We start from the raw sequence: 24,529 nt of genomic DNA on the forward strand, positions 1-24,529 counted from the left end.
CGGGCAGCGCACGAGGGGAGCGCCGCCCGAAGAACCCGAAGGCTCAGTAGTTGCTTTCGATCTGCACGCAGGTCTCGGTTTCGGTGTTGTACATGCCGCACTGGAGATCTTTCCAATCGGACTTCAGCACAGCCGATTCCGGGAGGAAGTCGGTCCAGGCATCGCCGGGGACCGGGTCGGTCTCGGAGATGATGTCGAACTGGCCGTCGGCGCGGATCTCGCCGATCAGGACCGGCTTGGAGAGGTGGTGGTTCACGCCCATCACGGCGGTGCCGCCGGTCAGGTTGGGGAACTCCTGGCCCCACATGGCTTCACGCACAGGGTCGACATCGGTGGTGCCGGCCTCGGTGGCGGCGTTCACCCACATGTTGAAGCCGATGTAATGGGCTTCCATCGGGTCGTTGGTGACGCGGTCGGTGGAGCCGATGAACTCGTGCCACTTGCCGATGAACTCGGCGTTGGCCTCGGTGTCGGCGGACATGAAGTAGTTCCACGCCGCCAGATGCCCGACGAGGTTGGAGGTGTCGAGACCGGCGAGTTCTTCTTCACCCACGGAGAAGGCCACCACGGGGATGTCTTCGGCGGAGATGCCCTGCGCGGCCAGCTCCTTGTAGAAGCCGATGTTGGCGTCGCCGTTGATGGTGGAGATCACGCCAACCTTCTTGCCGTCAGCGCCCAGCGCCACGACGTCAGACACGATCTTGGACCAGTCGGAGTGGCCGAAGGGGGTGTAGTTGACGAAGATATCCTCGGCCGCGATGCCCTTGTCCTTCAGGTAGGACTCGAGAATGTTGTTGGTGGTGCGGGGGTAGACATAGTCGGTCCCGAGCAGCGCGAATTTCTCGACGCCCAGCTCTTCGAGGTAGTAGTCGGTCGCCGGGATCGCCTGCTGGTTGGGGGCGGCGCCGGTGTAGAACACGTTTTTGGAGGACTCTTCGCCCTCATACTGCACCGGGTAGAAGAGCAGGCCGTTCAGCTCTTCGATCACCGGCAGCACGGATTTGCGCGACACAGAGGTCCAGTTGCCGAAGATCACATCGACCTCGTGGACGGTCAGCAGCTCGCGGGCCTTTTCGGCGAAGAGCGGCCAGTCGGAGGCCGGGTCGACGACGACGGCTTCGAGATCGCAGCCCAGCAGGCCGCCCTTGGCGTTCTGCTCGGCGACGAGCATTTCCATCGTCTCTTTCAGCGTGGTCTCGGAAATCGCCATGGTGCCGGACAGCGAGTGCAGCACGCCGACCTTGATCGGGCAGCTGACCTCCTGAGCAGAGGCGGCACCGGCGGCAAGACCGAGTGCGAGCGCAGAGGCAGCGGTTTTGTGGAAAAGGTTCATTTCATCCCTCCGTTCGGGGCACGCGGGCGGGCTTTTGGCAGCACGCGGATCATCCCCGAAACCAGTTCTTGTTGCTATTTGCATGGCCCAAGGCGTCGGATCCTCATCGTCACCGGCCACGCACCCGGGGCGGAAATTTTCCACCGGTTCCGGGCGACGTCATGCTTCGGACGGTCCGGCAGCGGGCGCAAATCCGGCGTTGCAGAAATGCAGCCCCCGCCCGGCAATGATTAATTTTGCGGCAACTTTCTGAGCCGTCGCCCAATAAAACGGCAGAAGCCTTGACGTTGAGGTAAGTTCGGCTGCTCCATGTGGAAAGCCGGAGGGGTGCATGATGAAACAACAGCAACACAGAGGGTGGGGACGGACATTACCATCGACGGCAAGATAGGCGCGGCACGGGCGAAGCAGCCAAGGGCCGAGGGCGCGGCGCGGGTTTCGGCGCGGCCCTGCCCGCGCACGGGCGGGCGGATCGGCGCGTTGCGGATGTCGGGTGCGCTGAAGCTGCTGTTTCCGCGCGGCACCGGCGCGCTTCAGGCGATGTCGGTCAACTCGGCGGGCGGGATCACCGGGGGCGACCGGTTTCGGCTGGAGGCGGAGGCCGAGGCGGGCGCGGCGCTGAGCGTGACCACGCAGGCCGCAGAGCGGGCCTATCGTGCCCAGCCGGGAGAGGTTGGCGAGGTTTCGGTGCGGCTGAAGGCGGGCGCGGGCGCAAGCCTGCACTGGCTGCCGCAGGAGACGATTCTGTTTCAGGCCTGCGCACTGCGGCGGCGGCTGCGGGCAGAGCTGGCGGGCGATGCGCGGCTGCTGCTCTGCGAGCCGGTGGTCTTTGGGCGCACGGCGATGGGCGAGCGGCTGAGCGAGGGCTGGTTCAGCGACCGGGTGGAGATTTTCCGCGAGGGCGAAAGGCTGTTTGCCGATGCCACGCGGCTTGAGGGCGACATCACCGCGCAGCTTGCGGGCCCGGCCACCGGGGCGGGCGCGAAGGCGATGGCGCTGGTGGTTTACGTGGCGCCCGATGCCGAGCACCAGCGCGATGCCCTGCGCGCCGCCCTGCCCGAGGAGGCTCTGGCGGGCGCCTCGCTGATCGCGCAGGATGTGATGGTGGCCCGATTCCTCGCCCCTGACGGCTTTGGCCTGCGACGCCTGCTGATGCCCGCGCTCGACCGGCTCAGCGGCAATACCCTTCCTCGATCCTGGAGGCTCTAGACAGATGCAACTCACCCCCCGCGAAAAGGACAAGCTCCTCATCGCCATGGCCGCCGAGGTGGCCCGCAAGCGGCTGGCCCGCGGCGTGAAGCTGAACCACCCCGAGGCGATTGCGCTCATCACCGATGCGGTGGTGGAGGGCGCGCGCGACGGGCGCTCGGTGGCCGACATGATGGAGGCGGGCGCGCAGGTGGTGAGTGCCGAGCAGTGCATGGAGGGGATCGCGGAGATGATCCACGAGGTGCAGGTGGAGGCGACCTTTCCCGACGGCACCAAGCTGGTGACCGTGCACAACCCCATTCGCTGAGAAGGATCGAGACATGAGATACATCGTTGCCCCGCTGGCCGCCGCCCTGACGACTGCCGGCCCCGCCCTCGCCCATTCGGGCGCGCATCTGCACCCGCATGAGGCCAACTCCGCCCTGGCGCTGATGGCCGCGCTCGCGGTGATCGTGGCGGCGGGTTTCGCGGCCCTTCTGTGGAGCCGCAAATGATCCCCGGAGAGGTCATCACCGCGCCGGGCGAGATCGAGCTGAACGCGGGGCGCGAGGCGATCACGCTGATGGTGGCCAACACCGGCGACCGGCCGGTGCAGGTGGGCAGCCACTACCATTTTGCCGAGACCAACGGCGCGCTGGACTTCGACCGTGACGCCGCCCGGGGCATGCGGCTGGACATTGCGGCGGGCACCGCCGTGCGCTTCGAGCCGGGACAGGCGCGGGAGGTGAACCTGATCGCCTACGGCGGCGGGCGGAAGGTGTATGGCTTCAACCAGAAGGTCATGGGGGCGCTCGAATGAGCCCCGCCGCCCTCATCCGGCTGCAAATGCAGATGGCGATGATGACCATGGAGGTCAGCGCCGTGATCTGGATGCGGATGATGGGCATGGCCGGGGCATGGAACGTGACCGGCGGCGAGAACAAGCGGATGGTGCGCGAAAAGCAGCTTGCCTTCGTGAAGTCCGCGCAGGGCGCCAGCCTCGCCGCGATGAGCGGGCGCGATGTGGCGGCTGCGGCCCTGCGCCCGCTGCGCCAGAAGACACGCGCCAACGCCAGCCGCCTCGCCAAGCGGGGGCCGAAGCTGCGGTAAGGGAACGGGATGGATCAACCAGAATGGGAGTTCTGACATGTGCAATGCCTGCCTGATCGAGAATGTGCGCAAGAGCGCGATGAGCCGCCGCAGCTTTTTCGCGCGAAGTGCGGCCGCCGGGGCCGCCGCGATTACCGCCGGGGCGATGGCCTCGCGGCCCGCGCTGGCGCAATCCAGCGGCAAGGTGGTGGACCTGACCTGGACGCTGACGCCGGAGTTTCCGACCTTTGACGGGCTGCCGGGGATCGAGTTTGTGCCGGACAAGGATTACGCCGCCGATGGCTACAAGATCTGGAAGGTCTCGTTTTACGAGCATTCCGGCACCCATATCGACGCGCCCGCCCACTTTGCCGAGGGCGGCGACACGGTGGACATGCTGCCGCCCGAAAGCCTGATGTGCCCGCTCTGCGTGATCGACCTCAAGGCCAAGGCCGCCGAGGAGCCGAACGCGATGGTGGAGCCGGAGGACATCGAGGCCTGGGTGTCGGCCAATGGCGACATCCCCGAGGGCGCCTGCGTGGCGATGAACTCGGGCTGGGGCGCGAAGATGGGCGAGGCGGCCTATCGGAACGACGAGGAAGGGGCCTTTGCCTTTCCGGGCTTTGCCAAGGCGGCGACGGACATGCTGCTCGACATGGGGGTGGCAAGCATCGGGGTGGACACGCTTTCGCTCGATCCGGGCAATTCGGCAGATTTCGCGGTGCACTATTCCTGGCTGCCCGCCGGGCGCTACGGGATCGAGAACCTGGCGAACCTCGATGCCGTGCCTGCAACCGGGGCGACGCTCTTCGTGGGCGCGCCCAAGCATGGCGGCGGCACGGGTGGCCCTGCCCGCGTGATGGCGGTGATCTGAATGGCGACGGTGCCTCTTCTGGCCGATGAGGAGCTGTCGCCGCGCGCCGCGGCGGTGTTTGCCGAGATCCGGGCGGCGCGGGGCACCGACTTCGTGAACAACTTCTGGCGGGCGCTCGCGCATGACGAGGAGGCGCTGGAGGAAACGTGGAACAAGCTCTCGGTCCTGATGGGGCCGGGGGCGCTCGATCCGCTGGTGAAGGAGATGATCTACGTGGCGGTTTCCACGGCCAACGGGTGTTCGTATTGCGTGCACAGCCACACGGCGGCGGCGCGGGCCAAGGGGATGAGCGGCGAGATGCACGCAGAGCTGGTCCGGGTGATCGGCGCTGCGATGATGACCAACGGGATGGTCACGGCGATGCAGGTGCCGGTGGATGAGGTGTTTGATGTTTGAGGGGCGCGCCAACGCGAGGTTCGCCCCCGGCCCGAGGGTGGGGGCGATTTCGCCCCCGCCCTGGGGGGCGGGTCGGGGGCGAACCGGGCCGCTGCGCGACCCGGTTGAACCTGAGAAGGCTATTCCATGCCGATGACGCTCGAAGGCTCCTGCCGCTGCGGGGCCGTGCGGTTCTCGCTGATGAGCCACACGCCGGTGCCCTATCAGCTCTGCTACTGCACCATCTGCCGCAAGACCGGCGGCGGGGGTGGCTATGCGATCAACCTTGGCGGGCTGGCGGAGACGCTGGAGGTGGAGGGCGAGACCTCGGTGTATCGCGCCGAGGTGGAGCGCGGCGGGGTCTGCGAGACCTCGACCGGGGAGCGGAACTTCTGCGGCTCCTGCGGCAGCGAGCTGTGGCTGTTTGATCCGACATGGCCCGAGCTGATCCACCCGATGGCCAGCGCCATCGACACCCCCCTGCCCCCCGCCCCGCACCGGGTGCACCTGATGCTGGCCGACAAGCCGGGTTGGGTGCCGCTGGCGCCGGGGCCGCAGGACGAGACCTATGACGCCTATCCCGAGCTTTCGCTTGAGGATTGGCACAAGAAACACGGCCTCTGGGCCGCCTGAAGGAGACCGACATGGCCACCAGCATCCCCCGTTCCGACTATGCCGCGATGTTCGGCCCGACCACCGGCGACAAGGTTCGGCTGGCGGATACCGACCTGATCATCGAGGTCGAGAAGGATTTCACCACCTATGGCGAGGAGGTGAAGTTTGGCGGCGGCAAGGTGATACGCGACGGGATGGGGCAGGCGCAGACGACGCGGGCGCAGGGGGCTGTCGATACGGTCATCACCAACGCGCTCGTGCTGGATTACACGGGTATCTACAAGGCCGACATCGGGCTGAAGGACGGGCGGATCGCCGCCATCGGCAAGGCGGGGAACCCGGACACGCAGCCGGGGGTGGATATCATCGTGGGGCCCGGGACGGAGGCGATTGCGGGGGAGGGCAAGATCCTGACGGCGGGCGGGTTTGACAGCCATATCCACTTCATCTGTCCGCAGCAGATCGAGGATGCGCTGCACTCCGGGCTGACGACGATGCTCGGCGGCGGCACCGGGCCGGCGCACGGGACGCTGGCGACGACCTGCACGCCGGGGCCCTGGCATATCGGGCGGATGTTGCAGGCGCTGGACGGGGTGCCGATGAACATCGGGCTGGCGGGCAAGGGCAATGCCTCGCTGCCCGGCGCGCTGGTGGAGATGGTGAACGGCGGGGCCTGTGCGCTGAAACTGCACGAGGATTGGGGCACGACGCCGGGGGCGATCGACTGCTGCCTGAGCGTGGCCGACGACATGGACGTGCAGGTGATGATCCACACCGACACGCTCAATGAGAGCGGGTTTGTCGAAAATACCGTGGCGGCGATCAAGGGGCGCACGATCCATGCGTTCCATACCGAGGGCGCGGGCGGGGGCCATGCGCCGGATATCATCAAGGTGTGTGGCGAGGAGAATGTGCTGCCGTCGTCGACCAACCCGACGCGGCCGTTCACGGTGAACACGCTGGAGGAGCATCTCGACATGCTGATGGTGTGCCACCACCTCGACAAGTCGATCCCGGAGGATGTGGCCTTTGCCGAGAGCCGCATTCGGCGCGAGACGATTGCGGCGGAGGATATCCTGCACGACATGGGGGCGTTTTCGATCATCGCTTCGGACTCGCAGGCCATGGGGCGGGTGGGCGAGGTGCTGATCCGCACCTGGCAGACCGCCGACAAGATGAAGAAGCAGCGCGGGCGGCTGGCGGAGGAGACCGGGGAGAACGACAATTTCCGGGTGCGGCGCTACGTGGCGAAATACACGATCAACCCGGCGATTGCCCATGGGATGAGCCATGAGATCGGCTCGATCGAGGTGGGCAAGCGGGCGGATCTGGTGCTGTGGTCACCGGCGTTCTTTGGCGTGAAGCCGGAGATGGTGCTGCTGGGCGGGTCGATTGCAGTGGCGCAGATGGGCGATCCGAATGCCTCGATTCCGACGCCGCAGCCGGTGTATTCGCGGCCGATGTTTGCCAGCATGGGCCGGGCGGTGGAACGCTCGGCGGCGCTGTTTGTGAGCGAGGCTGCTGTCGCGGGTGGCTTGCGCGGGCAGCTCGGGCTGGCGAAGGATCTGCTGGCGGTGAAGGGGACGCGGGGGATCGGGAAGTCGTCGTTGAAGCTGAACGATGCGCGGCCGAAGATCGAGGTGCACCCGGAGACCTACGAGGTGCGCGCCGATGGCGAGCTGCTGACCTGCGAGCCGGCGGAAAGCCTGCCGATGGCGCAGCGGTATTTCATGTTCTGATCCGGGGGGTGGGTTTTACCCACCCTACAAGGGTTTCGATGGGTGTGGCGGGCTGTGAGGTGGGGGAGCCCACCTGTCGGCGCGGGCAAGGGTGCCGCGCGGGTTTTGGCGGGTTTTGGTCGGGACGCGTGGTGGGTTTCACCCACCCTACGGGTGCCGCCACGGTCGGGAGAGCCTGTAGGGTGGGTGGAACCCACCTGCCGCTATCCGAAACGTTCGATCACTTCGAAATCGTCATCTTCCTCGCCCTCCTCCTCGGGGGCGGTGGGGCGGGTGATGACGGTGGTGCTTGGGGCGGAGAGGTAGAAGGCCGGATCGTCGCGGATGTAGGCGGGCAGGCGGGAGGGGTCGAGGCGGGTGCGGGTGGCGTGGTGCAGCGACACGGTGAAGGCGTCGCCCCGGACCGGGCCGATGGGGCGGGCGGCGATCAGGGCCCGGCAGAGGGCGGCCTCGCAGGTTTTGAGCGCGGCCATCTGGGCGCGGATGGCGCCGAGCGCGTCGGCGAGGGCCGTGGGGGCGGGGCGGGGCGGGAATGATTCGTGGCGGCTCATGGGGCGATGCTGGGGGATGGCGGTTAACGGGGCGTTAGCGGCGGCGCGGCGCGCGCGCCGGAGCTTGCTCTGGCGGCATGGCTGCCCTGCGTGCCGGGCCCTTCCGCCCTGCCCGGCCCGTGCTAGGCTGTGGACATGGGAGGAAACCCTGCAACCCGAACGACAAGGTTTCCGCATATGGCACTTCTCAACACCGACGCCCCGTTTTCACCCTCGCTGCGCGCCCGGCTCGACACGTTCTTTGCCGGTATCGGCATGGGCCTGAACGCCTACATGGAAAGCCGCTCGCGGATGCATGAGATCAACCGGCTGAACGCGCTGTCGGACGCGGCGCTGAAGTCGATGGGGCTGAAGCGCGAGGATATTCCGCGCCATGTGTTCCGCGACCTGTTCTATCTCTGAGCGGGCGCGACAGGGGGCGGGCGCCGGGCGGCCTGGCCCTTCCATCACCCGAGAAACCCGGTAGGCTCTGGCCAGTGTCTGCCGGGAGAATGACGTGCACCGCCTGATCTGCCAGAGCCTGATCGCCGCCGCCGCGCTGGCCGCCCCCGCCCTCGCCCTTGCGGCCTGTCCCACGGCGGCCGACCTGGAGGGCGGGCTGCGGCTGGGGCTTGCCACCGGCGAGACCGAGACCGTGACGCGCGCAGAGGCGGGCATGACGGTGTCGACCATCGGGGCGGAGGGGTTTGCGACCCGGATCAGGCTGGCGCAGGGGATCTATCCGCTGGAGGTGGTGCAGCTGGAAAACGGCGCGCCCTCGCAGCCGCCGACCACCTATGACTACGGCCAGAGCCCCCTGCCCGCCCCTGCCCCGGGGCTCGAAGCCTCGCTGGAGGTGGCGCTGAGCGACGGTGCGGGGCGCAGCCAGCGGCATGATTACAGCTTTGGCAGCCCGGTGACATGGACCTACGGCGCCTGCGCCTACGAGGTGATCCCGGTGACGACGCGGCATTTCAGCGGGGGCGAGGAGACCAGCCGCGAGGTGCTGCATTACCTGCCGGAGTTCGGGCATGCCTACCTTGCGAGCTACGCGGAGGGGGAGACCCTCGATGTCTATACCTATGTCAGCGTCGAGGCGGTGAGATGATCCGGGGCGGGCTGGCGGTTGCGGCGGTCTGCGCGGCACAGGGGGCGGGGGCGGCCTGCCCGGTGCCGGGAGACCTCGCGCGGGGCATTCGGCTGGTGCTGACGTCCGGCGACACCGAGGTGTTCCGCGCGCGCAGCGAGGTGCTGGTGGAGAGCCTTCTGGATTTCGCGAATGAGGGCGGGGATACGCGGTTTCTCTACGCGCGCGGGGTTTACCTGCTGGAGTCGGCGGAGGTGAAGGACGGCGTGCCGGTGCCCGACACCCGCGCCACCTTTGCCCTGCCGATGCGCCCCGAGCAGACCCCGGAGCCGCTTCCCGGCCATGGCTGGGGCGTGGAGATGGTGGCGAATTACGGCGACGGGCCGGTGAGGGAGATGCTGGGCGTGCGCTATGGCACGCCGGGCGAGGTGGAGATTGGCGGCTGCACGCTCGCCGTGCTGCCGATGGAGCAGCGGATCTATGAGGACGGCGAGCTGGTGGCGCGGGAGGAGCGGCATTTTCTGCCCGGGCTGGGCTTCAGCTATCCGCTGGCCTGGCATGAGGAAGACAGGGTGGACAGATACAGCTACGTGACGATCGAGGTGATGGAATGAGCGGGACGGCGACGGGTTTGGAGACGGCGCAGGAGGTGGCACGGGGCGGCGGCGCAGGGGCGGCGGACCGGGTGCGGCTGAGCTACGAGGACAGGTTTTTGCGCCGCAAGGTCCTGGTGACGGAGGCCGGGGCGCGGGTGCTGGTGGACCTGCCGCGCACCACCTCGCTGGACGCGGGCGATGCGCTGGTGCTGGCGGGCGGCGGACATGTGGCGGTGGAGGCGGCGCAGGAGCCGCTGCTGGAGGTGCGCGGGGCGGCGGAGGCCGGGGCCTCGCTGGTGCGGCTGGCCTGGCACATCGGCAACCGGCACACCCCCTGCCAGGTCGAGCCGGAGCGGCTGCTGATCCAGCGCGATCACGTGATGGCGGACATGCTGGCGCGGCTCGGGGCCGTGGTGGCCGAGGTGGAGGAGCCCTTCACGCCGGAAGGCGGGGCCTATGGCGAAGGGCGGACCCATGGGCACGACCATGGGGCGCAGCACGGGCCGGAGGGGCATGGGCATACTCATGGGCATGATCACGGGCACTCTCATGGGCACGATCATGGAGATGGGCATGATCATGGCCACGGCCACGAGCATACGCATGAGCACTGAGCGCACCACGGCGGCGGTTCTGCGGCTGGCTCAGTGGTTTTCGCCCGGCTTTCCGGTCGGGGCCTTTGCCTGGTCGCACGGGCTGGAGTCCGCGCTGGCGGAGGGGCGGGTGGCGCGGGGGAGCGTGGAGGCCTGGCTGGAGGGGATTCTGGAACAGGGCGCCGGGCGGGCTGATGCGGCGCTGCTGGCGGCGGCCCATGGGGCCGATGGGGCCGCGCTGGCCGAGGTTGACGCATTGGCCCGCGCGCTGGCGCCTTCGGCGGAACGGCTGGCGGAGACGCTGGAACAGGGGACGGCCTTTGCCGCCACCGTCTCGGCGCTCTGGCCCGAGCGCACGGTGGAGGCGGCCCCCTACCCCGTGGCCGTGGGCCGGGCGGCGGGGCTGCACGGGCTGCCGCTGGAGTTGACGGCGGTGATGTATTTGCAGGCCCTGATCGGCAACCTCTGCGCCGTGGCCACCCGCGCCGTGCCGCTGGGCCAGACCGAGGCGCAGGCCATGCTGGCGCGGCTGACGCACCGCTGCGAGGCGGTGGCGCGGGAGGCGATTGCGGGCGGGCTGGAGGGGCTTGGCACCGCGAGCTTTGCCGCCGATGTGGCGGCGATGCGCCATGAGGCGCTTTATAGCCGGGTGTTTCGGAGTTGAGCTGACGGATGGCGGGACAAGTCCCGCCCTACGCGGTGCGGCGGCCGTGGGGATTGGGCTTTGGGCAACGGGCGGGCCTCGGGCGTTTCGAGTGGCGGGACAAGTCCCGCCCTACGGGGGGTGGGGCCGGGTTTGGGAAGATGGCCTCTGCTGGCGGCGTTGGTGGCACCTGCGGGATGAGATATTTGCAGCAAGAAAATGGGCGCAGGCTGTGCCCCCGGGCGATCTTGCGCCTGCGGGTGGGCCATGGGAATGATGGGACGATGACTGGGCTTTCGCTTGTTCTTTCTGCCGTTCTGATCGTGCTGGCCGCGCTGCATCTGATGTGGGCGCTTGGATGGTGGTTTCCGCTGTCCGACGAGCGGGCGCTGGCGCGCTCGGTTGTCGGGGCGCGCGGGATCGAGGCGATGCCGGGGGCCGGCGTGACCTCGCTTGTGGTGGTGGCGCTGCTTTTTGCCGCCGCCTGGCCCTGGATGGCGGCGAGCTGGCCGGTGACCCTGGGGCTGGCCGGGCTGGCGGGCGTGTTCCTGCTGCGCGGGGCGGTGGCCTATGCGCCGGGCTGGCGGCGGCGGTTGCCGGAGGAGCCCTTTGCCACGCTGGATCGCAGGGCCTTCGGGCCGCTCTGCCTTGCGCTTGGCGCGGGCTTTCTCATTTTGACATACGGAGCTTTGACATGACGCGGATGAACGGACCCTTGCGGATTGGCATTGGCGGCCCTGTGGGCGCGGGCAAGACGACGCTGACCGGGGCGCTGGCGAAGGCGCTGAGCCCGCATCATTCGGTCGGGGTGATCACCAATGACATCTACACCCGCGAGGATGCCGAGGCGCTGGTGCGCGCGCAGATCCTGCCCGCCGACCGGATCATCGGGGTGGAGACCGGGGGGTGTCCGCATACGGCGATCCGCGAGGATGCCTCGATCAACCTTGCGGCCGTGGCCGAGATGCGCCGCCGTCATCCGGAGGTGGAGGTGGTGCTGATCGAGAGCGGGGGCGACAACCTTTCGGCCACCTTCTCGCCGGAGCTGGCGGATCTGACGATCTATGTGATCGACGTGGCGGCGGGCGAGGAGATTCCGCGCAAGGGGGGGCCGGCGATCACCAAGTCGGACATTCTGGTGATCAACAAGACCGACCTTGCCCCCCATGTCGGCGCCTCGCTGGAGGTGATGGAGCGGGATGCAACGCGGATGCGGGCGGGGCGGCCGTTTTACTTTTGCGCGATGCGCCATGGCGAAGGGGTCGCGGCGGTGATTGCCGAGATCCGGGCGATGAGCGGGCTGGGTGAGGTGGCGGCGGAATGAACCCTCTCTATGACGCGCTGATTGCGCCCTGTGCGGGGCGCGAGGGCGGGTTTCTGCTGCGGGCGGACGGCTCGGTTTTGCTTGGCTATGGCGAGTTTGCCGAGACGGTGGGGCGCTATGCCAATGCGCTGGTGGACCTTGGGCTGGAGCCGGGCGACCGGGTGGCGATGCAGCTTGAGAAGTGCCCGGAGATGCTGGCGCTGGTGGGCGGCTGCATTGCCGCCGGGCTGGTGTTTCTGCCGCTGAACACGGGCTACCCGGCGGCGGAGCTTGAGTATTTTGTCGAGAACTCGGGGGCGCGGCTGTTTCTTTGCGATCCGGGCAAGCGGGAGGCGCTGGGCTCGCTGGAGCGGTTTGCCCGCATCGAGACCCTCGGGCCCGGGGCGGCCGGGAGCTTTGCGGCGCGGACGGCGGAGGCCTCGGCGGAATTTGCGCCGGTGGCGCGGGGCGAGGATGACCTTGCGGCCTTTCTCTACACCTCGGGGACCACGGGGCGCTCGAAGGGGGCGATGATCTCGCACCGGAACCTGCTGAGCAATGCGCGGGTGCTGGTGGAGGCTTGGGGGTTCACGGCGGGCGATGTGCTGATTCATGCGCTGCCGATCTTTCACACCCATGGGCTGTTCGTGGCGACCAACGTGGCGCTGCTGGCCGGTGCGCCGCTGATCTGGCTGGAGAAGTTCGACGTGGATCAGGTGCTTGCGGCGCTGCCGCGGGCGACGACGATGATGGGGGTGCCGACGTTTTATACCCGGCTGCTGGAGGATGCGCGGTTTGACGCGGCACTGGCGGTGCATATGCGGCTGTTCATCTCCGGCTCGGCGCCGATGCTGGAGGAGACGCACCGGCAGTTCGAGGCGCGCACGGGGCAGCGCATTCTGGAGCGCTACGGGATGACCGAGACCAACATGCTGACCTCGAACCCCTACGACGGCGAGAGGGTGGCGGGCACCGTTGGCCCGCCCCTGCCCGGCGTGGAGCTGAAGATCTGCGACCCCGAGAGCGGCGCCGAGCTGGCGCAGGGCGAGGTTGGGATGATCGAGGTGCGCGGGGAGAACGTGTTTGGCGGCTATTGGCAGATGCCGGAGAAGACCGCGGCGGAGCTGCGCGCCGACGGGTTCTTCATCACCGGGGATCTCGGGGTGATGGATGAGAAGGGCTATGTGAGCATCGTCGGGCGCGGAAAAGACCTTATCATTTCGGGCGGTTACAACATCTACCCCAAGGAGGTAGAGGCGGTGATCGACGATCTGCCCGGCGTGCTGGAAAGCGCGGTTGTGGGCGCGCCGCATGGTGACTTCGGCGAGAGCCCGGTGGCGGTGATCGTGGCGGAGCCGGGGGCCTCGGTGGATCTGGACGCGGTGCGCGCTGCGCTGGGAGAGGCGCTGGCGCGGTTCAAGCATCCGCGGCATTTCGAGCTGGTGGAGGCGCTGCCGCGCAACACCATGGGCAAGGTGCAGAAGGCGGCGCTGCGGGAAAGATTTGCGGGGGTGTTCGGGTGATGGGCAGGAGAGTTGCGGCGGGGCCGGATGAGCTTGCGAGTTTCGAGGCGCTGCTGTCGATGTCGGGGCTGGCGTTCATGCAGAAGATGCTGAGCGGCGAGATCGCGGGGCCGCCGATTTCGGAGGTGATGCGCTATTGGCTCGACGAGGTGGAGGACGGGCGCGTGGTGTTTCGCGGAGCACCCGAGTTTGCCCATGCCAACCCGATGGGGGGCACCCATGGCGGCTGGTACGGCACGCTGCTCGACAGCTGCATGGCCTGCGCGGTGATGACGAAGGTACCGCAGGGAAGCTGGTATACGACCTTGGAATACAAGGTGAATATCGCCCGCGCGATCCCGGTGGGCTGCGAGGTTCTGGCGATTGGCGAGATCCAGCACACGGGCCGTTCGACCGGCGTGGCGCGGGGCGAGATCGTGGGTGTGGACGACGGGCGGCTTTATGCGACCGGCTCGACGACCTGCATGATCATGACGCGGTGAGGGGGTGGCGGGACAAGTCCCGCCCTACGCCGGGAAGCTCACGCCACTGAGCCGCCTGAGCGCTGCGCGTGACGCGGGGGACGGAGTGGGGGCCAGCCCCCACACCCCCGGAGATATTTGCAGCAAGAAAATGAAGCGGGCGGGTCAGGACGCCTTGGCGAAGCTCTCGTGGACGAACTTCTTGTCGCAATAGCCGCATTCGACCTCGCCCGTCTCGTGGCTGAGGGAGAGCCAGACGCGGGGGTGGCCGAGGGCCGCCTCGCCGCCGTCACAGGCGACACGCCAGGCGGAGACCACTTCGGTTTCGGGGGCGTCGATCGGCATGTGCTGTCTCCTTGCGGGGGGCGCTGGGGCGGGCCAGAATTGCGGGCGAAAATAGCAGGATGGGGTGATGGTGCAAGTGGGCAACGGCATGGCGGATGCGCGGTGGCTTGTCGCGCCGCATGAGGGGATGCGGGCGTTTCTGCGGCTGATGGCGGAGGCGGCGGAGGCGCTGGGGGGCCGGGTGGTGGCGGAGCCGTTTCATGGGCGGTTCGGGTTTTTCATCGACGCGGGCGGGCGGGCCCATGCGGTGCATGGCGCGGCGCTGGGGCTGAACGGCGATGCGGCGGCGCGGCTGGCGGGCGACAAGGACTATGCGGCGAAGGTGCTGGGGTATGCCGGGGTGCCGGTGCCCGAGCATGTGATCGTGCTGGCGGGGCGGGATGCGGCGCCGGGGCTGGCCTGGGCGCGGGAGGAGAGCGGCTTTCCGCTCTGGGTGAAGCCGAATGGCGGGCATGGCGGCGCGGGCGTGGTCCGGGTGGCGGACGTGGAGGCGCTGGCGGCGGCGATGAAGCCGCTGCGGGCGGGCGGCGGGCATGTGCTGTTGCAGAGCCATGTGCCGGGGCGGGAGTTTCGGGTGATGGTGCTGGAGGGGCGCGTGGTGCTGGCCTACGAGCGGGTGGGCGCGGCGGGTGGGCCGGGCAACCTTTCGGCCGGGGGGGCGGTGCGGGATGGCACGCCGGGGCCGGAAGCCGAGGCGCTGGCGGTGCGGGCGGTGGCGGCGCTCGGGTTGCGCTGGGGCGGGGTGGATGTGATCGCGGGGGCGGCGGGGCCGGTGGTGCTGGAGGTGAATGCGGCGCCGGGGCTGGATGGCTATGCGGCGAGCGCGCCGGAGCGGTGGGTGCGGGCGCGGGAGGCGATGCGGGAGGCGCTGGCGGTGCTGGCGGGGTGAGTGGGGGGTGGTGGCGTTTGCGGGGGTAGCGGCGCGTGGGGATGGTGGGTTGGCACCCATCCTACAGGGCCGCTGGTGTTGCGGGGGTGGCTGGTGGGTTGGCACCCACCCTACGGGGCCGCTGGTGGTGCGGGGGTGGCTGGTGGGTTGGCACCCACCCTACGGGGCCGCTGGTGGTGCGCGGGTGGCTGGTGGGTTGGCGCCCGCCCTGCGGGTGGCGTGCAGGGCGGGGAGGTGGCAACCGGCGTCAGGCCGGTGGCAGCATCCGGCCGAGGGGGCGGCCGCCGAGGATGTGGACGTGGAGGTGGGGGACTTCCTGCACGCCGTGGGAGCCGGCGTTGGAGATGAAGCGGCAGCCCTCGCCGTGGGATTCGACCCCTTCCAGCGCGCAGACCTTGCCGATGGCGCGGGTGAAATCGACGATCTCGGCCTCGGAGGCCTCCTGCGCGAAGTGGTCGTAGCTCACGTAGGGCCCCTTGGGGATGACCAGCACGTGCACCGGGGCCTGGGGGTAGAGGTCGCGGAAGGCGAGGCTGTGCTCGGTTTCGAGCACGGTGTCGTTGGGGATGTCGCCGCGCAGGATCTTGGCGAAGATGTTCTCGGGGTCGTAGCTGTAGCCCATGGGGGCCTCCTCAGTCGGTAAAGAGATGCGGGGTCGAGGCGATTTCCCAGGCCGCGTCGATCGGGATATCGAGGAAACGGGCGAGCGGGGGCACGTTCTCTTCGGCGCTGGCGCTTTCGCGGATGCGTTCGAGGTGCTCGAAGCCGGCGTCGCGGATGCGTTCCTTCTCGAAGACGATATCATAGCGGATCGTGGGCAGCAGGCGCTCGAGGGTGTCCTGCGGGGTCTGGTCGCCGGCGAGGCCGACGCGGCGGGCGTGGCCGAGCAGGTACTCGTCGGTGAAGTCGCAATCGAGATCGAGCATCTTGGTGACGGATTTGTCGGACTGGAAATCCTGCATCAGGTCGATGTTGGAGGGATCGAGGCAGATCACCAGACGGTCGGTGTCGTGATAATCGAACAGCATCCGCATCAGGGCGCGGCGGTGGCGGGTGCGCTTTTCGAGCGTGGTCTGGATGCCGCCGAGATCGGGCAGCTCCGCCCCCTCCTCGTTGAACAGATATTCGATGACCGGGATGTTGGTGGTGGCGCGGATCCGCTCGCAGAGGCGCTTGGCGACGTGCCATTTCTTGCAGGACACGATCATCAGCTCGCGGCCGCGGCCAAGGCTGGCCTCGGTCTCCCAGAAGCGGGGTGCGAACCGCCGCCCGATGCGCCCGCGCCCGGTGAGGAAGTGGAACAGCCGCCTGCCCTCGCCCGATATCTGGAAGCGCTGGCCCTTGGCGGCATAGAGCTGGCCGAGGCGTTTTTTCAGGTCGGAGGCCTCGGGGCTGATCTTGCGGGCGAAGAGAAAATCCTGGCTGAGCAGCAGGTCGTAGTGGTCGTTGTAGAAGGTCACCGGCATGCCGTAGTCGGTGAACATCAGGAAGGTCAGGGTGCGGCAGCGGATCTCGTTCTCGGGGACGAGGTGGCGCACGATGGTCTGGAAGAAGGTTTCATCGGGGATCCAGGTGGTGCGGAAGAAGCGCATCACGTCGCGGCGCTGGCGGGTGAAGTCGAGCACCCATTCCACCGTGCGGCGGCGCAGGCACCACCATTGCGAGCCGATCATCATCTGCAGGTCGGCGGGCACGGGGCGGCTGAGGCCGAGGCGCTTTTGCCATTCGAGGCACTGGTAGAACAGCCACTTGTGCTTTCGTTCGTTGAGGAAGTGGCGGTAGATCAGCCGCTCTTCCTTCATCCCGGTCTTGATCCAATCGGAGTTGAAGTAGTCGAAGCTCTCGATGTAGTCGGCATCGTCGCGGGCGAGAAACTCGTGGGCGTATTCGGCCGATTTGATTGCCTGGCAATCGCCCGAGAGCATGTAGAAATGGGTGGCGCGGGGGAAGGCCTGCACGGCGGACTCCACCGCGTTCAGCGTGGCCTGCACGAGGCTCCACTCCCCCCAGCCGCATTTGATCCGCTTGCGGGCGAAGGTGACATTGGGGTTTTCGCCAAGTGCCTCGCGGATCTTGGCAAAGTGATCGGCGCGGGCGTTGGCATCGAAGTGAATCGCCACGTAGTCGCCAACCGCGGTCAGGCTCTGGGCCTGGGCGATGACGGCGTCCGGATCCTTGTGACACAGGAGGATGAAGGCGATTTTGGCCAAGTCGGAAGCTTTCTACCCTGCTTTGAAGTCACTGTTTACGGTTAGTATCGTAAGGAGAGATTGAAAAGACAGGGTTTCCTTGTAAATTTCCGCGACAATGGTGCCGGGAGGTCAACTCGCGGCCGAATAGACCTCTGGAGGCAGTGAACTATGGGCTTTCCCGGCACTTGGATGACCGAGAGCGAAAGCGTTGTGTATCGGGTGGTGCCCAAGTGCGCCTGCTCGACGATCGGGCAGATCATGTTCTACTCCGACCATGGCAAGTTCTTTGACGGCGACATCCACGACAGCACGGCGGGCCTGCACAAGTGGGCGCAGGAGGAGAGCCAGCCGCTGATCGAGGCCAATGTAACCGCGCATCAGAGCTACGCCTTCACCTGCGTGCGCAACCCCTACACGCGGATCCTGTCCAGCTTCTTCGACAAGATCTGCGGCATCCAGCGCAACGGCAAGCGCTACCGGGGCAAGCTGGTGCCGATGCTGATCCAGAAATACGGGATCGAGGTGGGCGACCCGGAGAGCGGTTTCGAGTTCGACCAGATCAAGAGCTTCCGCCGCTTCCTGCTGTTTGCCCGCGACACCATCCGCTGGCGCCGCCCGATGGACCCCGACATTCACTGGAGCGCCATGGCGGGCCATGTGAGCACCTTCATCGCCAATGGCGGCACCTACGACAACATTTTCTGGACCGAGAAGTTCAACGAGGGAATGCAGTCGGTGTTGGACCGGATCGAGGTGGCGCATGAGGTGAAGCTGGAAGAGATTCCGCGCTTCAACGAGAGCGAGGGCCACGGGCCGAAGCGGGCGCATCCGGTGGAGGATTACTTCGACGATCTGTCGATGCATCTGGTCTATGAGATCTACAAGCGGGATTTCCAGCTGTTCAAGTATGACTTCGAGAACCCGGGCAACAAGATGCCGGTTGGGGAGATCGACCTTGAAGAGGTGCACGCGAAGCTTGGGGATTGAGGTGGTGGGTTAGCACCCACCCTACGTTGGGTTGCAACCTTGGTGGGTTTGCACCCACCCTACGTCGATTGCACGTCCACCATGAGCTAGAGCCGGGCGCGCGGCCTCAGGCGCCATCCAGATAGCCCAGCGCGGCGCGGGTCATGCGGTGGGCGAGGGCCTCGAAATCATCGTCTCCGCTCAGAAGCGCGGCGTGGGCCATGCCCATGGTCATCGCGCCGAGGTCGCGGCTGGCCACCTCGGGCTGGCAAACGCCGAGGCTGCGCAGGAGTTGCACGAAGCGGGCCGAGATGGTGGCCTTCATCGCCGCGAGTTCGGCGTCGAGTTGCATGTCGACCTCGATCTGCTCCAGCCGCCGGGCCAGCTCCGGGTCGCGGGCGTGGTGCTTGCAGCCGGCCCGCATGAGGGCGAGGACAAGCTCGGGCAAGGGGCCGGCGCAGAGGGCGCGGTTGTCGAGCACCTCGGCGAAATCCTCGATCATGTCCTGCTTCATCCGACGCACCAGCTCGGCGAGGATCGCCTCCTTGGACGGGAAATACTGGTAGAGCGAGCCGATCGACACCCCGGCCCGCTCGGCCACGGCGTTGGTTGTCACCGCCCCCGGCCCCGCCTTGCGCAGAATGTGAGCCGCCGCTTCGAGCACGGCGTTCCAGGTGGCGAGAGAACGCGCCTGTGTGGGCTTTTTTCTTGGGGTTGCGGGAGAGGTCATGGGGCTGCCTGAATGCGAGTTGCGGATGTGAATATTTGCTCACATCTTAGGGGCAGTCGCGGGTTTGGCAAGAGGAGTGGCGCTATGGGACGGGGTTTTGAGTTCGAGGGCGCGACCGTGCTGATCACCGGGGCCACACGGGGCATCGGGCGGGCGGCGGCGGAGCAGATGCTGGCGCGGGGCGCGGAGGTGCTGGCGGTGGCGCGCAACGAGGCGGCGCTGATGGAGCTGAAGGCGCAGGCCCCCGAGCGGGTGCATGTGCTGGCGGCCGATCTGGCCCGGCCCGAAATGCCGCTGGCGGTGGCGCGCTGGGTGGCGGCCGAGCACCCCGCGTGCAGCGGTCTCATCAACAACGCCGCGATCATGACTCACACGCGCCTGACCACCCCGGCGGACAGGGGCCTGCCGGGGGACGACCCGCGGCAGGCGGAGATTGCGCGCGAGCTTGCCATCAACCTCACCGCGCCGCTCACCCTCACCGCGCATTTGCTGCCGCTGCTGCTGCGCAAGCCGGCGCCGATGGTGGCCAATGTGACCTCTGGCCTCGCGATTGCGCCGCTGCCCGAGGCGGTGGCCTATTCGGCCAGCAAGGCGGCGCTCGGCTCGGCCACGCGGGGCTTGCGCAGCCTGATGCGGGTGGAGGGACGCGAGATGCAGATGACCGAGGTGGTGATGGCGCTGGTCGACACCACCCTTTCGGCCCCGGCGCGGCGCAAGATGGCGCCCGAAGAGGCCGCACGGCAGATGCTCGCGGGCATCGCCGCCGGGCGCAGGCGGGTCTTCGTGGGGCCGACCGGGGTGCTCGCGGCGATTGACCGGATATCCCCCGCGCTGGCCGACCGGATCATCGCCGGAAAGGGATGCAGGCGCGGTGGGGACAAGGGGTTTCAGGCCGGGGTGAACCGGGCCTGACGCGGGCTCTTGTTTGCATGGCGGGACAAGTCCCGCCCTACCTTCGCGGCGGCGGGGGGTGGCGGGACAAGTCCCGCCCTACAGCAGCCCGGCCTCGCGGAAGACCTCGCGGAGCGGGCGTTTGGGGCGGGGGCCGATGTGGCGGATGACTTCGGCGGCGGCGGTGACGCCCATGCGGCCTGACATTTCCAAAGTTTGGCCGGTGGCCAGCCCGTAGAGGAAGCCGGCGGCGAACTGGTCTCCTGCGCCGGTGGCATCGACAGGGGTGACGCGCTCGACCGGCACCTCGACGCGTTCGCCGTCGCGGATCAGGATCACCGGGTCACCTGAGCGGGTGCAGACCACCACGGGGCAGATCGCGGCGGCCTCGGAGAGCGCGGTTTCGAGGCTTTCGGTCTGGTAGAGGGATTTCCACTCGGCCTCGTTGCCGAGGGTATAATCCATGTCGTTCTCGATCAGGGTGCGGAAGCTGTCGCGGTGACGGTCGACGCAGAACGGGTCGGAGAGGGTGATGCCCGCCTTGCCGCCCGCCCGGTGGCAGGCCTCGGCGGCGGCGGTAAAGGCGCGTTTGCCCTTGTCCTTGTCGTAGAGGTAGCCCTCGAGGAAGAGGTAGCGGGTGTTTTCCATCACCGAGGGGTCAACGTCTTCCTCGCCGAACTCGGCGCCGCAGCCGAGGTAGGTGTTCATCGAGCGCTCGCCGTCGGGGGAGACGAAGATCATCGAGCGGGAGGTGGGGGGCTGGGAGGCGTCATCGACCGGGGGATTGGGGAAGGTGGTGCCTTCGACCTCCATGTTCTCGGCGTAGAAGCGGCCGAGCGCGTCGTTCTTGACCCGGCCGACGAAGGCGGTGGCGAGGCCGAGGGTGCCGATGCCCGCCAGCGTGTTGGCCACCGAGCCGCCCGGGGTCTGCACCCGGTCTTCCATCGCGGCATAGAGCACCTCGGCGCGGCGCTGCTCGACGAGCTGCATGATGCCCTTTTCGATGCCCATGTTCTCGAGGAAGCTGTCATCGCCATGGGAGATCACGTCGACGATGGCGTTGCCGATGCCGACGACATCATATTGGGTGGTCACAGGGTCTTCTCCTCGTAAAGGCAGATGTCGCGGATGATGCAGTTGGCGCAGGCCGGTTTGCGGGCCTTGCAGGTGTAGCGGCCGTGCAGGATGAGCCAGTGGTGGGCGTGCTGCTGGTATTCGGCGGGGATGCGGTCTTCTATCGCGCGTTCGACGGCGTCGACATCCTTGCCGGGCGCGATGCCGGTGCGGTTGCCGACGCGGAAGATGTGGGTGTCGACGGCCTGGGCGGGTTGCTTGAACCACATGTTCAGCACCACATTGGCGGTTTTGCGGCCCACGCCGGGAAGCGAGGTGAGGGCCTCGCGGGAGCTGGGGACGACGCCACCGAAGTCATCGACGAGAATTTGCGAGAGCTTCATCACGTTCTTCGCCTTCTGGCGGAAGAGGCCGATGGTCTTGATGTGCTCGGTGAGGCCCACGAGCCCGAGGTCGAGCATTTTCTGCGGCGTGTCGGCGATCTCGAACAGGGCGCGGGTGGCCTTGTTCACCCCGGCGTCAGTGGCCTGGGCCGAAAGGGCGACGGCGACGGTGAGGGTATAGGCGTTGGTATGCTCCAGCTCGCCTTTCGGCTCGGCCTCCTGGGCGCGGAAGCGGGCGAAGACCTCGGAGATCTGGTGATATGTCATGCGGGGCGCGGGCATCAGGTGGGTAATGCCCTGCGGGCGCGTTTTGGGCAAGCGGGTTGGGGGGGGCGTCTCGGGCCCGGGGCGCGCTGCGGCGGGAGATCCTCGGGTCGGGCCCGAGGATGACTTCCGTTGGCGGATGGGGATGCTTGTGGCCGCGTCCGGGGAATGGCTGAGGGATGTTACCGCAATATCCGGGTCGCCCTGTGCGGCGGGGGTTTCTATCTCTATCCTCGAAGGAGACACCGCCATGAACGCACCCGTGAGAGAGATGGAAGAGAGCTACCACTACCAGGTCATGCGCCGCGCGCTCGATGTGATCGACGGGGCGGAGGGCACGTTGACGCTCGAGGCGCTGGCGGGGGAGATGCGGATGTCTCCGGCGCATTTCCAGCGGATGTTCAGCCAGTGGGTGGGGGTCAGCCCGAAGCGGTATCAGCAATACCTGACCCTGGGCCACGCCAAGTCGCTGCTGCGCGAGCGGTTCACCACGCTGGAGGCGGCGGACTCGGTGGGGCTTTCGGGCTCGGGGCGGCTGCATGACCTGTTTTTGCGCTGGGAGGCGATGAGCCCGGGAGAATATGCGCGGGGCGCGGCGGGGCTGGAAATTCGCTGGGGCTGGTTCGAGAGCCCCTTTGGCCCGGCGCTGGTGATGGGCACCGAGAAAGGCATCTGCGGCATTGCGCTGGCCGCCGAGATGGGGCCGGAGGCGGCGATGGACGATCTGCGGGGCCGCTGGCCGGGCGCGGTCTTCATCGAAGACCCGATGGCGCTGCGGCCATGGGTGCTGGGGGCCTTCGGGGCGGAGGGCCGGGTGGAGGAGACGCCGCTCTACCTCATTGGCGCGCCGTTCCAGATCAAGGTCTGGGAGGCGCTGATGCGGGTGCCCACGGGCCATGTGACCACCTATTCCGAGATCGCCAAGGCGGTCGGTTCGCCCAAGGCGGTGCGGGCAGTGGGCACGGCGGTGGGGCGCAACCCGGTGAGCTGGCTCATCCCCTGCCATCGCGCGATGCGCAAATCGGGCGGCATGGGCGGCTATCACTGGGGGGTTCCGGTGAAGCGGGCGATGCTGGCCTGGGAAGCGGCGCGCAGCGAAGGGCGGGCGGCGGGCTGAGGCGGCGCAATCACGTCATGTGACAATCGCCCCGGTGGCTGAAACATTCGCCCCCGTCGGCGGGCGATTTTCTGCTCAAGGCGGGCGGATCACGCAAAAACGAGTTGGCCCTGTCACATTTTGAAGGAACGAAGCTGCGCAGAGGGCGTTAAAGCCCCGACGTCCATGGGGACCAACACGACAACAAGGACCGTAGCAGACATGATCCGCAACACACTTATGATTTCCGCCGCCGCCGCAACCTTTCTGGCCGGCTGTGAGGGCGTAGGCCCGAAAACCCAGAACGGCGCCCTTGCCGGGGCCGCCGTTGGTGCGCTGGCCGGCGTGGCGCTTGGCGATGACGAGGAAAGCCGCCGCCGCGGTGCCGTGCTCGGGGCCGCCGCAGGCGCTGCCGTGGGCGGGGCCATTGGCGCCAACCTCGACAAGCAGGCGCGCGAGCTCGACAACAACCTCGACGGCCGCATCAAGGTGGTGAACACCGGCGACCGGCTGATCGTGACCATGCCGCAGGATATCCTGTTCGCGACCGACAGCACCGCGCTGAACGCGACGCTTCAGGATGACCTCTACACGCTGGCCCGGTCGCTGAACGACTACCCGAACACCACCGTTCAGGTCGTCGGCCACACCGACAACACCGGCTCTGCCGCCTACAACCAGGACCTGTCGGAGCGCCGCGCTCTGGCCGTGCGTTCGGTGCTGCTGAACGGCGGCGTCAGCTCGGGCCGGGTTCAGGCCTTCGGCCGTGGCGAGAGCCAGCCGATCGCGTCGAACCAGTCGACCTCGGGCCGGGCGCAGAACCGCCGCGTCGAGATCGTCATCATTCCGAACACCTAATGCGATTTCGGACCGGGGCTTGTCCCTGCCCCGCTCCGTCTTAGCCCCCGCCCTGCCTGTGGCGGGGGCACCTTGCCCCCTCCCCCCGGAACGTGGTCAGATCACCTGACCAATTTCCGGGGGGCTTTTTCATGCCATTCCATCCTGTCAACGCCGCCCGCCTCAGCGAGGCGGTCGTGGAGCAGATCGAGCTGTTGATCCTGCGCGGCGTGCTGCGTCCGGGGGAGCGGCTGCCTGCCGAGCGCGACCTTGCGGAGCGCATGGGGGTGTCGCGCCCGTCGCTGCGCGAGGCGCTGGGGGCGTTGCAGGACAAGGGGTTGCTGGAGGCCCGGGCCGGGGCCGGGGTGTTTGTGCCCGAGGGGCTGCGCTCGGTCTTTCCGCCGGCGCTGGTGCGGCTGTTTGCCGGGCATCGGGAGGCGGTGGAGGATTACATCGGGTTTCGGCGCGACCTTGAGGGGCAGGCGGCGGCGCGGGCTGCGGTGCATGGCACGGCGGGCGATCACGAGGGGATTGCGCGCGCGCTGGCCGCGATGGAGGCCGCCCACGGGCGGCGCGGCTCGGCGGAGGAAGAGGCCGAGCTGGATGCGGGCTTTCACATGGCGATCCTTGAATCGGCCCATAACGTGGTGCTGCTGCACATGATGCGGGCGATGTTCGGGCTGCTGCGCGAAGGCGTGTTCTACAACCGGCAGATCATGTTCCGCAATCAGCCCACGCGCGAGCGCCTGCTGGAGCAGCACCGGGCGATTGCCAGCGCCGTGCTCGGCCGCGACCCGGAGGCGGCGCGGGGCGCGGTAGAGGCGCATCTGGATTTCGTCGAGCAAGCGCTGGCCGAGCAGGTCAGGGCCGAGGGGCATGACGCGGTGGCCCGGCAGCGGCTGGAGCGGTAGCC

General features: G+C 67.9%; 32 protein-coding genes. 24 read left to right on the plus strand and 8 right to left on the minus strand.

Annotated elements, in window-relative coordinates:
* Positions 1–43: 43 nt before the first annotated feature.
* Positions 44–1,333 (minus strand): urea ABC transporter substrate-binding protein, encoded by a 1,290-nt coding sequence (gene urtA / locus GTH22_RS10630; protein WP_252945165.1) that lies wholly within the window; start codon positions 1,331–1,333, stop codon positions 44–46.
* A gap of 357 nt (positions 1,334–1,690) precedes the next feature.
* Here urtA and GTH22_RS10635 point away from each other — a divergent pair, with 357 nt between their 5' ends.
* From GTH22_RS10635 to ureC, 9 genes are all read left to right on the plus strand, one after another.
* Complete coding sequence (locus tag GTH22_RS10635) at positions 1,691–2,542, plus strand: urease accessory protein UreD (protein ID WP_252945166.1); 852 nt, start codon at positions 1,691–1,693, stop codon at positions 2,540–2,542.
* 4 nt (positions 2,543–2,546) lie between these two features.
* Entirely contained in the window at positions 2,547–2,849 is a 303-nt protein-coding gene (locus tag GTH22_RS10640; RefSeq protein WP_222470124.1) for an urease subunit gamma, read from the plus strand.
* 13 nt (positions 2,850–2,862) lie between these two features.
* Positions 2,863–3,036: a hypothetical protein gene (locus GTH22_RS10645; RefSeq protein ID WP_252945167.1), complete on the plus strand. Its 174-nt coding sequence runs from the start codon at positions 2,863–2,865 to the stop codon at positions 3,034–3,036.
* Positions 3,033–3,341 (plus strand): urease subunit beta, encoded by a 309-nt coding sequence (locus GTH22_RS10650; RefSeq protein WP_252945168.1) that lies wholly within the window; start codon positions 3,033–3,035, stop codon positions 3,339–3,341. Before GTH22_RS10645 ends, GTH22_RS10650 begins: the two co-directional genes overlap by 4 nt.
* Positions 3,338–3,631, plus strand: coding sequence for an antifreeze protein (locus GTH22_RS10655; protein ID WP_252945169.1), 294 nt, complete (start codon positions 3,338–3,340; stop codon positions 3,629–3,631). Before GTH22_RS10650 ends, GTH22_RS10655 begins: the two co-directional genes overlap by 4 nt.
* 37 nt (positions 3,632–3,668) lie before the next feature.
* A complete protein-coding gene (locus GTH22_RS10660; protein ID WP_252945170.1) occupies positions 3,669–4,484 on the plus strand; it encodes a cyclase family protein in 816 nt (271 codons plus the stop codon).
* Positions 4,485–4,880, plus strand: a complete 396-nt coding sequence (locus GTH22_RS10665) for a carboxymuconolactone decarboxylase family protein (RefSeq protein ID WP_252945171.1) — start codon at positions 4,485–4,487, stop codon at positions 4,878–4,880. It begins immediately after the preceding gene.
* A gap of 126 nt (positions 4,881–5,006) precedes the next feature.
* Positions 5,007–5,492: a GFA family protein gene (locus GTH22_RS10670; RefSeq protein ID WP_252945172.1), complete on the plus strand. Its 486-nt coding sequence runs from the start codon at positions 5,007–5,009 to the stop codon at positions 5,490–5,492.
* Between the two features lie 11 nt (positions 5,493–5,503).
* Entirely contained in the window at positions 5,504–7,213 is a 1,710-nt protein-coding gene (gene ureC / locus GTH22_RS10675; protein ID WP_252945173.1) for an urease subunit alpha, read from the plus strand.
* Positions 7,214–7,416: 203 nt separating this feature from the next.
* On the opposite strand, the gene GTH22_RS10680 is transcribed toward ureC, so the two are convergent.
* Positions 7,417–7,764, minus strand: coding sequence for a hypothetical protein (locus tag GTH22_RS10680; protein WP_252945174.1), 348 nt, complete (start codon positions 7,762–7,764; stop codon positions 7,417–7,419).
* 177 nt (positions 7,765–7,941) lie between these two features.
* Here GTH22_RS10680 and GTH22_RS10685 point away from each other — a divergent pair, with 177 nt between their 5' ends.
* The 9 genes from GTH22_RS10685 (at position 7,942) to GTH22_RS10725 (ending at position 13,970) form a co-directional block, all read left to right on the plus strand.
* Positions 7,942–8,166, plus strand: a complete 225-nt coding sequence (locus tag GTH22_RS10685) for a hypothetical protein (protein ID WP_252945175.1) — start codon at positions 7,942–7,944, stop codon at positions 8,164–8,166.
* A gap of 94 nt (positions 8,167–8,260) precedes the next feature.
* On the plus strand, positions 8,261–8,851 hold the full coding sequence (locus GTH22_RS10690; protein WP_252945176.1) for a hypothetical protein: 591 nt from the start codon (positions 8,261–8,263) through the stop codon (positions 8,849–8,851).
* Positions 8,848–9,444: a hypothetical protein gene (locus GTH22_RS10695; RefSeq protein ID WP_252945177.1), complete on the plus strand. Its 597-nt coding sequence runs from the start codon at positions 8,848–8,850 to the stop codon at positions 9,442–9,444. Before GTH22_RS10690 ends, GTH22_RS10695 begins: the two co-directional genes overlap by 4 nt.
* Positions 9,441–10,040, plus strand: a complete 600-nt coding sequence (locus GTH22_RS10700) for an urease accessory protein UreE (RefSeq protein ID WP_252945178.1) — start codon at positions 9,441–9,443, stop codon at positions 10,038–10,040. Before GTH22_RS10695 ends, GTH22_RS10700 begins: the two co-directional genes overlap by 4 nt.
* A complete protein-coding gene (locus GTH22_RS10705; RefSeq protein WP_252945179.1) occupies positions 10,030–10,683 on the plus strand; it encodes an urease accessory protein UreF in 654 nt (217 codons plus the stop codon). Before GTH22_RS10700 ends, GTH22_RS10705 begins: the two co-directional genes overlap by 11 nt.
* A 263-nt stretch (positions 10,684–10,946) precedes the next feature.
* Complete coding sequence (locus GTH22_RS10710; protein ID WP_252945180.1) at positions 10,947–11,360, plus strand: DUF3995 domain-containing protein; 414 nt, start codon at positions 10,947–10,949, stop codon at positions 11,358–11,360.
* Complete coding sequence (ureG, locus tag GTH22_RS10715; RefSeq protein ID WP_252945181.1) at positions 11,357–11,986, plus strand: urease accessory protein UreG; 630 nt, start codon at positions 11,357–11,359, stop codon at positions 11,984–11,986. Before GTH22_RS10710 ends, ureG begins: the two co-directional genes overlap by 4 nt.
* Complete coding sequence (locus GTH22_RS10720; protein ID WP_252945182.1) at positions 11,983–13,488, plus strand: malonyl-CoA synthase; 1,506 nt, start codon at positions 11,983–11,985, stop codon at positions 13,486–13,488. The genes ureG and GTH22_RS10720 overlap by 4 nt, the downstream gene beginning before the upstream one ends.
* Positions 13,488–13,970 carry a PaaI family thioesterase gene (locus GTH22_RS10725; RefSeq protein ID WP_252945183.1) on the plus strand — a complete coding sequence of 161 codons (483 nt, stop codon included), beginning with the start codon at positions 13,488–13,490 and terminating at the stop codon, positions 13,968–13,970. The genes GTH22_RS10720 and GTH22_RS10725 overlap by 1 nt, the downstream gene beginning before the upstream one ends.
* Before the next feature lie 144 nt (positions 13,971–14,114).
* Here GTH22_RS10725 and GTH22_RS10730 read toward each other — a convergent pair whose 3' ends face one another.
* Positions 14,115–14,294, minus strand: a complete 180-nt coding sequence (locus GTH22_RS10730; protein ID WP_252945184.1) for a zinc-finger domain-containing protein — start codon at positions 14,292–14,294, stop codon at positions 14,115–14,117.
* Between the two features lie 67 nt (positions 14,295–14,361).
* Here GTH22_RS10730 and GTH22_RS10735 point away from each other — a divergent pair, with 67 nt between their 5' ends.
* Positions 14,362–15,183 (plus strand): RimK family alpha-L-glutamate ligase, encoded by an 822-nt coding sequence (locus tag GTH22_RS10735; protein WP_252945185.1) that lies wholly within the window; start codon positions 14,362–14,364, stop codon positions 15,181–15,183.
* Positions 15,184–15,430: 247 nt separating this feature from the next.
* On the opposite strand, the gene GTH22_RS10740 is transcribed toward GTH22_RS10735, so the two are convergent.
* Complete coding sequence (locus GTH22_RS10740) at positions 15,431–15,805, minus strand: HIT domain-containing protein (RefSeq protein WP_252945186.1); 375 nt, start codon at positions 15,803–15,805, stop codon at positions 15,431–15,433.
* A 10-nt stretch (positions 15,806–15,815) separates the two neighbouring features.
* Entirely contained in the window at positions 15,816–17,393 is a 1,578-nt protein-coding gene (locus GTH22_RS10745; protein ID WP_252945187.1) for a DUF5928 domain-containing protein, read from the minus strand.
* Positions 17,394–17,543: 150 nt separating this feature from the next.
* Here GTH22_RS10745 and GTH22_RS10750 point away from each other — a divergent pair, with 150 nt between their 5' ends.
* Complete coding sequence (locus GTH22_RS10750; protein ID WP_252945188.1) at positions 17,544–18,362, plus strand: sulfotransferase family protein; 819 nt, start codon at positions 17,544–17,546, stop codon at positions 18,360–18,362.
* Positions 18,363–18,468: 106 nt separating this feature from the next.
* On the opposite strand, the gene GTH22_RS10755 is transcribed toward GTH22_RS10750, so the two are convergent.
* Positions 18,469–19,071, minus strand: a complete 603-nt coding sequence (locus GTH22_RS10755) for a TetR/AcrR family transcriptional regulator (protein WP_252945189.1) — start codon at positions 19,069–19,071, stop codon at positions 18,469–18,471.
* Between the two features lie 84 nt (positions 19,072–19,155).
* Here GTH22_RS10755 and GTH22_RS10760 point away from each other — a divergent pair, with 84 nt between their 5' ends.
* The gene (locus GTH22_RS10760; protein WP_252945190.1) at positions 19,156–19,983 is read left to right on the plus strand and encodes an SDR family NAD(P)-dependent oxidoreductase; all 828 of its coding nucleotides are present in this window, start codon (positions 19,156–19,158) and stop codon (positions 19,981–19,983) included.
* Positions 19,984–20,061: 78 nt separating this feature from the next.
* On the opposite strand, the gene GTH22_RS10765 is transcribed toward GTH22_RS10760, so the two are convergent.
* Both GTH22_RS10765 and nth read right to left on the minus strand, forming a co-directional pair.
* On the minus strand, positions 20,062–21,057 hold the full coding sequence (locus GTH22_RS10765; protein ID WP_252945191.1) for a PfkB family carbohydrate kinase: 996 nt from the start codon (positions 21,055–21,057) through the stop codon (positions 20,062–20,064).
* Complete coding sequence (nth, locus tag GTH22_RS10770; protein WP_252945192.1) at positions 21,054–21,701, minus strand: endonuclease III; 648 nt, start codon at positions 21,699–21,701, stop codon at positions 21,054–21,056. Before nth ends, GTH22_RS10765 begins: the two co-directional genes overlap by 4 nt.
* A 232-nt stretch (positions 21,702–21,933) precedes the next feature.
* Here nth and GTH22_RS10775 point away from each other — a divergent pair, with 232 nt between their 5' ends.
* The 3 genes from GTH22_RS10775 (at position 21,934) to GTH22_RS10785 (ending at position 24,527) form a co-directional block, all read left to right on the plus strand.
* Positions 21,934–22,800: a bifunctional helix-turn-helix domain-containing protein/methylated-DNA--[protein]-cysteine S-methyltransferase gene (locus GTH22_RS10775; RefSeq protein WP_252945193.1), complete on the plus strand. Its 867-nt coding sequence runs from the start codon at positions 21,934–21,936 to the stop codon at positions 22,798–22,800.
* Positions 22,801–23,001: 201 nt separating this feature from the next.
* Positions 23,002–23,637: an OmpA family protein gene (locus GTH22_RS10780; protein WP_252945194.1), complete on the plus strand. Its 636-nt coding sequence runs from the start codon at positions 23,002–23,004 to the stop codon at positions 23,635–23,637.
* Positions 23,638–23,768: 131 nt separating this feature from the next.
* Positions 23,769–24,527: a FadR/GntR family transcriptional regulator gene (locus tag GTH22_RS10785; protein ID WP_252945195.1), complete on the plus strand. Its 759-nt coding sequence runs from the start codon at positions 23,769–23,771 to the stop codon at positions 24,525–24,527.
* The last annotated feature ends 2 nt before the right edge of the window (positions 24,528–24,529 follow it).

Source organism: Oceanicola sp. 502str15 (assembly GCF_024105635.1).
Classification (GTDB): Bacteria; Pseudomonadota; Alphaproteobacteria; order Rhodobacterales; family Rhodobacteraceae; genus Vannielia.

Bases quoted from the DNA above. Each gene is read 5' to 3' on its own strand.
- urtA (WP_252945165.1), bottom strand. From the start codon at position 1,333: ATGAACCTTTTCCACAAAACCGCTGCCTCTGCGCTCGCACTCGGTCTT.
- GTH22_RS10640 (WP_222470124.1), top strand. From the start codon at position 2,547: ATGCAACTCACCCCCCGCGAAAAGGACAAGCTCCTCATCGCCATGGCC.
- GTH22_RS10645 (WP_252945167.1), top strand. From the start codon at position 2,863: ATGAGATACATCGTTGCCCCGCTGGCCGCCGCCCTGACGACTGCCGGC.
- GTH22_RS10650 (WP_252945168.1), top strand. From the start codon at position 3,033: ATGATCCCCGGAGAGGTCATCACCGCGCCGGGCGAGATCGAGCTGAAC.
- GTH22_RS10655 (WP_252945169.1), top strand. From the start codon at position 3,338: ATGAGCCCCGCCGCCCTCATCCGGCTGCAAATGCAGATGGCGATGATG.
- GTH22_RS10660 (WP_252945170.1), top strand. From the start codon at position 3,669: ATGTGCAATGCCTGCCTGATCGAGAATGTGCGCAAGAGCGCGATGAGC.
- GTH22_RS10665 (WP_252945171.1), top strand. From the start codon at position 4,485: ATGGCGACGGTGCCTCTTCTGGCCGATGAGGAGCTGTCGCCGCGCGCC.
- GTH22_RS10670 (WP_252945172.1), top strand. From the start codon at position 5,007: ATGCCGATGACGCTCGAAGGCTCCTGCCGCTGCGGGGCCGTGCGGTTC.
- ureC (WP_252945173.1), top strand. From the start codon at position 5,504: ATGGCCACCAGCATCCCCCGTTCCGACTATGCCGCGATGTTCGGCCCG.
- GTH22_RS10680 (WP_252945174.1), bottom strand. From the start codon at position 7,764: ATGAGCCGCCACGAATCATTCCCGCCCCGCCCCGCCCCCACGGCCCTC.
- GTH22_RS10685 (WP_252945175.1), top strand. From the start codon at position 7,942: ATGGCACTTCTCAACACCGACGCCCCGTTTTCACCCTCGCTGCGCGCC.
- GTH22_RS10695 (WP_252945177.1), top strand. From the start codon at position 8,848: ATGATCCGGGGCGGGCTGGCGGTTGCGGCGGTCTGCGCGGCACAGGGG.
- GTH22_RS10700 (WP_252945178.1), top strand. From the start codon at position 9,441: ATGAGCGGGACGGCGACGGGTTTGGAGACGGCGCAGGAGGTGGCACGG.
- GTH22_RS10705 (WP_252945179.1), top strand. From the start codon at position 10,030: ATGAGCACTGAGCGCACCACGGCGGCGGTTCTGCGGCTGGCTCAGTGG.
- GTH22_RS10710 (WP_252945180.1), top strand. From the start codon at position 10,947: ATGACTGGGCTTTCGCTTGTTCTTTCTGCCGTTCTGATCGTGCTGGCC.
- ureG (WP_252945181.1), top strand. From the start codon at position 11,357: ATGACGCGGATGAACGGACCCTTGCGGATTGGCATTGGCGGCCCTGTG.
- GTH22_RS10720 (WP_252945182.1), top strand. From the start codon at position 11,983: ATGAACCCTCTCTATGACGCGCTGATTGCGCCCTGTGCGGGGCGCGAG.
- GTH22_RS10725 (WP_252945183.1), top strand. From the start codon at position 13,488: ATGGGCAGGAGAGTTGCGGCGGGGCCGGATGAGCTTGCGAGTTTCGAG.
- GTH22_RS10730 (WP_252945184.1), bottom strand. From the start codon at position 14,294: ATGCCGATCGACGCCCCCGAAACCGAAGTGGTCTCCGCCTGGCGTGTC.
- GTH22_RS10735 (WP_252945185.1), top strand. From the start codon at position 14,362: ATGGTGCAAGTGGGCAACGGCATGGCGGATGCGCGGTGGCTTGTCGCG.
- GTH22_RS10740 (WP_252945186.1), bottom strand. From the start codon at position 15,805: ATGGGCTACAGCTACGACCCCGAGAACATCTTCGCCAAGATCCTGCGC.
- GTH22_RS10750 (WP_252945188.1), top strand. From the start codon at position 17,544: ATGGGCTTTCCCGGCACTTGGATGACCGAGAGCGAAAGCGTTGTGTAT.
- GTH22_RS10755 (WP_252945189.1), bottom strand. From the start codon at position 19,071: ATGACCTCTCCCGCAACCCCAAGAAAAAAGCCCACACAGGCGCGTTCT.
- GTH22_RS10760 (WP_252945190.1), top strand. From the start codon at position 19,156: ATGGGACGGGGTTTTGAGTTCGAGGGCGCGACCGTGCTGATCACCGGG.
- nth (WP_252945192.1), bottom strand. From the start codon at position 21,701: ATGCCCGCGCCCCGCATGACATATCACCAGATCTCCGAGGTCTTCGCC.
- GTH22_RS10775 (WP_252945193.1), top strand. From the start codon at position 21,934: ATGAACGCACCCGTGAGAGAGATGGAAGAGAGCTACCACTACCAGGTC.
- GTH22_RS10780 (WP_252945194.1), top strand. From the start codon at position 23,002: ATGATCCGCAACACACTTATGATTTCCGCCGCCGCCGCAACCTTTCTG.
- GTH22_RS10785 (WP_252945195.1), top strand. From the start codon at position 23,769: ATGCCATTCCATCCTGTCAACGCCGCCCGCCTCAGCGAGGCGGTCGTG.